The following is a 7,703-nucleotide window of genomic DNA, read 5'->3' on the forward strand; positions in this document are numbered from 1 at the left end:
GAGCGCACTTGTCACCGCACCCCCCGAACATCACTCGAACGAGGGCATCATCCGAGGGCCCGCCCGCACCCCGGCCGAGGAACCCGGCCGGTGGTACGGGCGGAAGCCGACGTCAGCCGCCGACGGCGAGACCGGGGCGGGCGGTGGCACCGCCGGCCGCCGCCGTCACGCCGGGCGCGAGCGCAGGCCCTCCAGCAGGATGTCCAGCAGCCGCCCGGACGCCGCCGCCTGCTGCGCCGCGTCCGGCAGCGAGGGCGCCGCCGTGGCGATCACCAGCAGCACATCGGACACGGACACATCGGTCCGCAGCTCACCGGCCGCCCGGGCCCGCTCCACCAGCTGGCCCACGACCTCCAGCAGCGCCCCGGCCCCGGCCTCGTCGGCCCCCGGACCCAGCCGCACCGCACCGCTGTCCGGCTGCGACCGCTGCTGAGGCACCCGGGCCTCCTCGCCCGAGCCCACCGCGGAGCCCACCAGCACCTGCGGCGGCAGCAACCGCCCCGCGCCCGATGCCACGGACGTCCGCAGGAAGCGCGACAGCGCCGACCACGGCTCGTCCTCCTGCCCGAGCGCCGCCCGGGCCTGCTCGGTCAGCCGGGCCGTCTCCTCCTCGGCTATCCGCCGTACCAGCACGTCCTTGCTGGGAAAGCGCCGGTACACCGTGCCGACACCCACCCGGGCGCGCCGCGCCACGTCCTCCATCGGCGCGCCGTACCCCAGCTCGCCGAACACCTCACGCGCCGCACGCAGCACGTGCTCCAGATTGCGCTGTGCGTCCACCCGCAGCGGCGCCGTCCGCGCCCCGTCCGCGCGTCCGTTGCCCCCTGCGGCACTCACCGTCCCGGCACCGCCGCCGATGGCGACAGCGGTGGCTGCGGACGTCCAATGCGTGTCCTGAACATGCATGTGTTTCCCCCGGTCATGACGTCTCCCCCCGGAGACTCCCCGCCTGAACCCGGAGTGCGCGGAACCGGCGTCCATCCCGACCGGGATCCACCCGTCACGGACCGGTTCGACCACATTCCCTACACCCCGTCGACACACGAACATAGTTGAGAGACCGTCAATTCAGAAGGGGCAGGTTCCGCACAGTGCGCCCCCCGATCGGAGTACGGGTCTGATACGTCCCCATTCCGACCCTTCGCGCCCTCCCGCCCGCCCCCGCTGACCTGCCCCGTTTCTTCCCGCCCCCGCCGCGCGCCCGGCCCTGCGCACACCCGCCCGCCAGTCACACAAATTGCCGGGCCTGTGGACAAACAACTGCGCCGGGTGCGTCATGGGATGGTGAAGGAACGTGCGCGCATTCTGGTTGTCGGCGGCGGCTACGTCGGGATGTACACGGCACTGCGGCTCCAGCGGAAGCTGAAGACCGAGCTCAGGCGGGGTGACGTCGAGATCACCGTCGTCACCCCGGACCCGTACATGACGTACCAGCCGTTCCTGCCCGAGGCGGCCGCGGGTTCGATCTCCCCTCGGCATGTCGTCGTACCGCTGCGCCGCGTTCTGGACCACTGCCATGTCGTCATCGGCGAGGTGACCGCCATCGACCACGCGGTGCGCACCGCCACCGTCAGCACGCTCGCCACCGCCGAGGAGGGCCGCCCCGCCGAACGCGTCGGCTACGACGAACTCGTCCTCGCCCCCGGCTCGGTCTCCCGCACCCTGCCGATCCCGGGCCTCGCCGAGCACGGCATCGGCTTCAAGACCGTCGAAGAGGCCATCGGACTGCGCAACCACGTCATCGAGCAGATGGACATCGCCTCCTCCACCCGCGACCCCGCGATCCGCGACGCCGCCCTCACCTTCGTCTTCGTCGGCGGCGGCTTCGCCGGCGTCGAGGCGCTCGCCGAACTCGAGGACATGGCCCGCTACACCGCGCGCTACTACCACAACCTCCGCCCCGAGGACATGAAGTGGATCCTCGTGGAGGCCAGCGACCGGATCCTGCCCGAGGTCGGCGCGGAGCTGGGCCGCTACACCGTCACCCAGCTGCGCCGCCGCAACATCCAGGTGCTGCTCGGCACCCGCCTGGAGTCCTGCACCGGGCGCGTCGCCGTCCTCAGCGACGGCCAGCGCTTCCCGACCCGTACGGTCGTCTGGACCGCCGGCGTCAAACCGCACCCGCTGCTCGCGGCCACCGACCTCCCGCTCACCGAGCGCGGCCGGCTCAAGTGCACCGCCCAGCTGACCGTGGACGGCGCCGCACACGCCTGGGGCGCCGGCGACGCCGCGGCCGTACCCGACGTCACCGCCGCCGAGCCCGGCGCCGTGACCGCCCCCAACGCCCAGCACGCCCTGCGCCAGGCCCGCACCCTCGGCGACAACCTCGCGCACGCCCTGCGCGGCGAGCCCCTGGAGACGTACGCGCACGCGTACGCCGGTTCCGTCGCCTCCCTCGGCTTCCACCAGGGCGTCGCCCAGGTCTACGGGCGCCGGCTGAAGGGCTACCCTGCCTGGTTCATGCACCGCCTCTACCACCTCAGCCGGGTGCCCACGGTCAACCGCAAGGCCCGCGTCCTCGCCGAATGGACCCTCGCCGGGCTCTTCAAACGGGAGATCGTCTCGCTCGGTTCACTCGAACATCCGCGAGCGGAGTTCGAACTCGCTGCCGGTGGAAAGCCTCCTCACAGCCCCTCGGACGACCCGAAGGGGTCGTCCTGACGGACTTCAGGAACTCCACGGCCCGCTCCGGCGTCTGACGGATGTCGCCGCGGCCCACCCCCTGCCAGACTGCCCCACGTCCGCGGACGGGCACCCGCCCGCCCACAGCACCCACGAGGCTTCTTCCCAAGTGAACTTCACGCGCTGGAGCGCCCGCCTCCCCGGAACGCAGCGCCGCGCAGCGGCGCGGACCGAGACGCAGGTCTCCCCGGACCGGCGGGGAGAAGGCTCGGTGCCCGCGGCCCGCGCCGAACAGCCCACCGACGACCCTGCCCCCGTTCCGGCCGTCGACGAACTGCCCGCCCGCGACGTCCTCGACCGCGTCCCGGCCCTCGTCGCCCTGGTCCACGGCCCCGACCACCGCATCGCCTACGTCAACGACGCCTACACGGCGGCCTTCGGCGCCAGACCCACCGGCGCACCCGCGCGCGAGGCGCTCCCGGAGCTGGCCGAACTGGGCCTGCTCCCGCTCCTCGACCAGGTGCTGCGCAGCGCCAAGCCACGCACCCTGAAGTCCCGCAAGGCCGTCGACGGCCGCTCGTACACCTTCACCTGCACCCCCGTCGCCGAGGACGGCGACCGCGACGGCGGCGTGCTCGTCTTCGCCACCGACGTCACCGACCACGCCGAGGCCGCCGAGCGGCTGCGCGCCAGCGAGCGCCGCCAGCGCGAGACCGCCGTCACCCTCCAGCGCTCCCTCCTCCCGCAGGAGCTGGAACAACCCGACGACCTGCGCATCGCCGCCACCTACCAGCCCGGCGGCACCGAGGCCGCGGTCGGCGGCGACTGGTACGACGTGATCACCCTCGGCGGCGGCCGCACCGCCCTGGTCATCGGCGACGTCATGGGCCGGGGCGTCCGCGCGGCGGCCGTCATGGGCCAGCTCCGCACCGCCGTCCGGGCCTACGCCCGCCTGGACCTGCCCCCGCACGAGGTCCTCCAGCTGCTCGACGGCCTGGCCGCCGAGATCGACCCCAACCAGATCGCCACCTGCGTCTACGCCGTCCACGACCCCAACGAGGGCCGGCTGGTGTACGCGTCGGCGGGCCATCTGCCGATCCTGGTCCGCGACGAGCAGGGCACCGTCTCCCGCGCCGACGAACCCACCGGACCGCCGCTCGGCACCGGCGGCTGGATCCACGCCTCCGGCTCCATCGGACTCGGCCCCGGCGCCACCGCCGTCCTCTACACGGACGGCCTGGTCGAGCGCCGCGACAAGGACCTGGACGAGGGCATCGCCGCCCTCGAGGACGCCCTCTCCGGCGCCACCGGCAGCCCCCAGGTCGTCTGCGACCGCCTGGTCCGCTCCGCCGGCGTCACCGCCGACCACGACGACGACGTGGCCGTTCTCGTCCTCCAGCACCCGGCCCGTACGGGCCCCGACGGCGACCTCTTCCGCAACGCCGCCCTGGAACTCCTCGGCGGCGTCGAAGCGGCCCCCCGCGCGCGTGCCTTCGCCTCCGGCGTCCTCACCAGCTGGCGCTTCCCCGCGGAGCTGCACGACCTCGGCGTCCTCGCCACCAGCGAACTGGTCGCCAACAGCCTCCAGCACGGCACCCCGCCCATGCGGCTCCGGCTGCGCCGCACCGACCGCCGCCTCATCGTCGAGGTCACCGACGGCGACGACCACCTGCCCAGACGCCGCCGCGCCGAACCCGGCGACGAGTCCGGCCGGGGCATCGCGATCGTGGCGACGATCGCCTCCAGCTGGGGCTGCCGCCGCACCCCGGGCGGCGGCAAGGCGGTGTGGTGCGAGTTCGTCCTGCCGGGCGCAAAGCCCTGACGCCTCATGGCACCCCCTGCGCGGCACCTGGCCGTACCGCCCGCCCGGTGCTAAGAGCAGACCTATGGCAGACGCACCGGGCTTTCAACTCAAGGGCAGCGCACCCGAGCGGTACGAGACGTACGTCGCCCCGCTCATGGCCCCCTTCGTGACCGCACTCCTGGACGCCGCGGACCTCAACCCCGGGGACACCGTCCTCGACCTCGCCTGCGGCACCGGCTTCGCCGCCCGCGCGGCCGCCGCCCTGACCGGGCCCGCCGGGCGGGTGTACGGCATCGACATCAACGAGGGCATGGTCAGCGTGGCCCGGGAGCGCCACCCCCGCCTCTACCCGGACATCGAGTTCGCCGTGGCCGCCGCCGACCGGCTCCCCTACCCCGACGCCACCTTCGACACCGTGGTCTGCCAGCAGGCCGCCCAGTTCTTCCCCGACCTCACGGCCGCGCTCACCGAGACGGCCCGCGTCACCCGCCCCCAGGGCCGCTTCGCCGCCACCGTGTGGGCCGCACTCGACGACCAGCCCTACTTCCGCGCTCTGGGCCGGGCCATCGAGGAGTACGGCGGACCGGAGGCGGCCAAGACCTTCGCGCACGCCTTCGCCTGCACCGCCGAACAGCTCACCACCGCGCTCGGCACCGCCGGCTACCGGAGCACCGAGCAGCGCCAGATCACCCTCGACATCACGCTGCCCCCGCTCGACGACTACGTGGCCGGCCATCTGTCCGCCACCTCCTGGAGCACCCGGATCACCGAGCCGGGCGGCGAGGAGGCGCTCACCCGGGCCGCCCGGCTGATCCGCGACGAGCTGGCCCCCTACACGGCCGACGACGGCACGGCGACCCTGCCCTTCACGGTGGTCCTGGTCACGGCGGTCCGCTGAGCCGGTACGCGAAACGGCCGCCACCCAGAGGTGACGGCCGTCGCCCGCGCCCGGCTCACGCCTGTGCGGCCACCGGTTCCGGCGCAGCGCCTCCGCGCGTGACCACCCGGGTCCCGCGCGCCAGCCACGGCCGGTCCTGTACGGCGGTGAGCCCGCGGCCCAGCCGCAGCGCCAGGACGGTGATGCCCAGCGAGAACAGCAGGAAGGTCACGATGTACGGCGCGTGCAGCGAGGCCCCCATGGGTCCGCCCACCGCCGGACCCACGGCCAGCGCGAGCTGCTTGACCAGCGCGAACGCCGAGTTGTACTGCCCGGCCATGCCCTCCGGCGCCAGATCGGCGACCAGCGGCGCGACCGTCGGCGACAGCATGGCCTCACCCAGACCGAACAGCGCGTACGTCGACACGAAGGCGGCCGTCGCCATCTCCTGGCTGCCGTGCCCCAGCCCCGCGTATCCGGCGGCCAGCCAGGCGACGGCCCAGATCAGCCCGACCGCGGCGATCACCCGGGAGCGCCGGCGCCGCTCCACGAACTTCAGCACCGCGAACTGGGCGACCACGATCATCAGCGTGTTCGCGGCCAGCGCCGTCCCCAGCGCGGAGGTGGATATCCCGGCGGCCTCCACGCCGTACGCGCTCAGCCCGGACTCGAACTGCCCGTAGCAGGCGAAGAACAGCACGAAGCCCAGCACGGACAGCTGCACCATCGCCCGGTTCCCGAGCAGCTGCTTCCAGCTGCCCTTCGCCGAGCGCGCGGGCGCGTCCTCGATCTGCGGCGAGTGCGGCATCCGCACCGTGGCCATCACCGCGACCAGCAGCAGGAACATCGCCGCCTCGATCGCGAACAGCAGGGTGAACGACGACACGCGCGTGGTGTCCACCAGGTGACCGCCGATGAGGCCGCCGACCCCGAGGCCCAGGTTCTGGAGGAAGAACTGCATCGCGAACGCACGCGAGCGCGTGTCGGCGCTGGAGCAGTCCACGATCATGGTGGCCAGCGCCGGCTGCATCACGGCCTGCCCGGCACCGAGCGCGGCGGCCGACAGCAGGACGGCCGCGGCGTTGCCCGCCAGCCCGAGGCTGAGCGCGCCGAGCGCGGCGGTGACCAGGGCGGCGAGCAGGACCGGCAGCGGGCCGCGGCGCACGATCGCCCGGCCGGCGAACGGCAGCACGATCAGCGCGGCCACGGCGAAGACGGCGAGCACGAGTCCCGCCGTCATGGCCCCCAGGCCTCGCACCTGCGCCACGTAGACGTACAGGTACGGGACCGTGAAGCCGAGCCCGAAAGCGCTGAGTGCGTTGCCCACTTGGATCCGGCGCATCGCTGCGCCCATCGCCCTGGTCACGTTCACCTCTCTCACTAGTTAGGAGTGAAGACTTCAAAGCTAAAGTTCGAAGCTAAAGAGTACACACTGAAGGACTTCAAGGCAAAGGCGTAGCGTGCGATACTGCGGCCATGGCCGACACCGCCCCCGACGTCACAGAGCCGACGCTCGAAGAGCAGATCGCCGCCTACCAGCGCGAGTTCCAGGACCTCGACCCCCAGGTCGAGAAGATCGTGTCGGCGCTCTCCCGGCTCAACCGCCGTATGAACGTCGCCTACGGCCGCCAGACCTCCGCCCTCGGCATCAGCAACGCCGAGTGGGAGGTCCTCAAGGCACTCGTCCTCTCCGGCGCCCCGTACCGCATGGGCCCCAGCGACCTCGCCAAGCGGCTCGGCCTCACCCCGGCCGCGATGACCCACCGGATCGACCGCATGGTCACCGAGGGGCTGGTCACCCGGGAGCGCGACGAGTCCAACCGGGTCCGCGTCATCGTGGAGCTGACCCCCGAGGGCCGCGAGAAGTGGCTGGAGGCGATGCGCATGGCCACCGTCTTCGAGGAAGAGCTGCTCCAGGACCTGACCCCGGTGGAGCGCCAGGTGCTCGGCGAGGTCCTCACCCGGCTGCTGCGCAGGGTGGAGCACGCCCAGCCGGACGCGGGCGGCCGGCTCAGCGACCTCGACTGAGCCGGACGAGCGCTTGTAAAAGATCTTGACAAGGGCCACTTGACACGCCCTTGCCGGATCCGTAAAGTTCTTCGGGTTGTCGCGGAGCCGTAACGGTTCTTCGACAGCACCTCCGCCGCCTTGAGCGGCACCCTCAACCAACAGCACGATCTCCCAGCGGGGTTGTATTCGGCGTGCCCGAATTCAATTCGAAAAGGGGCTCGGCGGCCCGATTGGGAATCGCCGGGAAGATCCGCTAAGGTTTGAGACGTCGGAACGGCCCAACGGCCGGGAAGACAAACCCCGCTGACTGGGGATCAGACGCCGAAAGGATCTGATAGAGTCGGAAACGCAAGACCGAAGGGAAGCGCCCGGAGGAAAGCCCGAGAGGGT

General features: G+C 72.5%; 6 protein-coding genes. 4 read left to right on the forward strand and 2 right to left on the reverse strand.

Features of this window, described 5'->3' with window-relative positions; genetic code table 11:
- Positions 1-165: 165 nt before the first annotated feature.
- Positions 166-906: a TetR/AcrR family transcriptional regulator gene (locus tag ACWCV9_RS36755; protein WP_450793270.1), complete on the reverse strand. Its 741-nt coding sequence runs from the start codon at positions 904-906 to the stop codon at positions 166-168.
- A 375-nt stretch (positions 907-1,281) separates the two neighbouring features.
- Here ACWCV9_RS36755 and ACWCV9_RS36760 point away from each other — a divergent pair, with 375 nt between their 5' ends.
- The 3 genes from ACWCV9_RS36760 to ACWCV9_RS36770 all read left to right on the forward strand — a co-directional run bounded on the left by ACWCV9_RS36760 (position 1,282) and on the right by ACWCV9_RS36770 (position 5,324).
- Complete coding sequence (locus tag ACWCV9_RS36760; protein ID WP_450793272.1) at positions 1,282-2,661, forward strand: NAD(P)/FAD-dependent oxidoreductase; 1,380 nt, start codon at positions 1,282-1,284, stop codon at positions 2,659-2,661.
- 130 nt (positions 2,662-2,791) lie between these two features.
- Positions 2,792-4,444 (forward strand): ATP-binding SpoIIE family protein phosphatase, encoded by a 1,653-nt coding sequence (locus ACWCV9_RS36765; protein ID WP_450793274.1) that lies wholly within the window; start codon positions 2,792-2,794, stop codon positions 4,442-4,444.
- A 64-nt stretch (positions 4,445-4,508) separates the two neighbouring features.
- Positions 4,509-5,324: a class I SAM-dependent methyltransferase gene (locus ACWCV9_RS36770; protein ID WP_450793276.1), complete on the forward strand. Its 816-nt coding sequence runs from the start codon at positions 4,509-4,511 to the stop codon at positions 5,322-5,324.
- Between the two features lie 55 nt (positions 5,325-5,379).
- Here ACWCV9_RS36770 and ACWCV9_RS36775 read toward each other — a convergent pair whose 3' ends face one another.
- The gene (locus ACWCV9_RS36775) at positions 5,380-6,669 is read right to left on the reverse strand and encodes an MFS transporter (protein ID WP_450793278.1); all 1,290 of its coding nucleotides are present in this window, start codon (positions 6,667-6,669) and stop codon (positions 5,380-5,382) included.
- A 110-nt stretch (positions 6,670-6,779) separates the two neighbouring features.
- Here ACWCV9_RS36775 and ACWCV9_RS36780 point away from each other — a divergent pair, with 110 nt between their 5' ends.
- Positions 6,780-7,331, forward strand: a complete 552-nt coding sequence (locus ACWCV9_RS36780; RefSeq protein WP_450793280.1) for a MarR family winged helix-turn-helix transcriptional regulator — start codon at positions 6,780-6,782, stop codon at positions 7,329-7,331.
- Positions 7,332-7,703: the final 372 nt, after the last annotated feature.

It is taken from the genome of Streptomyces sp. NPDC001606, from assembly GCF_053596835.1.

Excerpts from the sequence above, each read along its gene's own strand:
- ACWCV9_RS36770 (WP_450793276.1), top strand. The coding sequence starts at position 4,509 with ATGGCAGACGCACCGGGCTTTCAACTCAAGGGCAGCGCACCCGAGCGG.
- ACWCV9_RS36780 (WP_450793280.1), top strand. The coding sequence starts at position 6,780 with ATGGCCGACACCGCCCCCGACGTCACAGAGCCGACGCTCGAAGAGCAG.
- ACWCV9_RS36755 (WP_450793270.1), bottom strand. The coding sequence starts at position 906 with ATGCATGTTCAGGACACGCATTGGACGTCCGCAGCCACCGCTGTCGCC.
- ACWCV9_RS36760 (WP_450793272.1), top strand. The coding sequence starts at position 1,282 with ATGGTGAAGGAACGTGCGCGCATTCTGGTTGTCGGCGGCGGCTACGTC.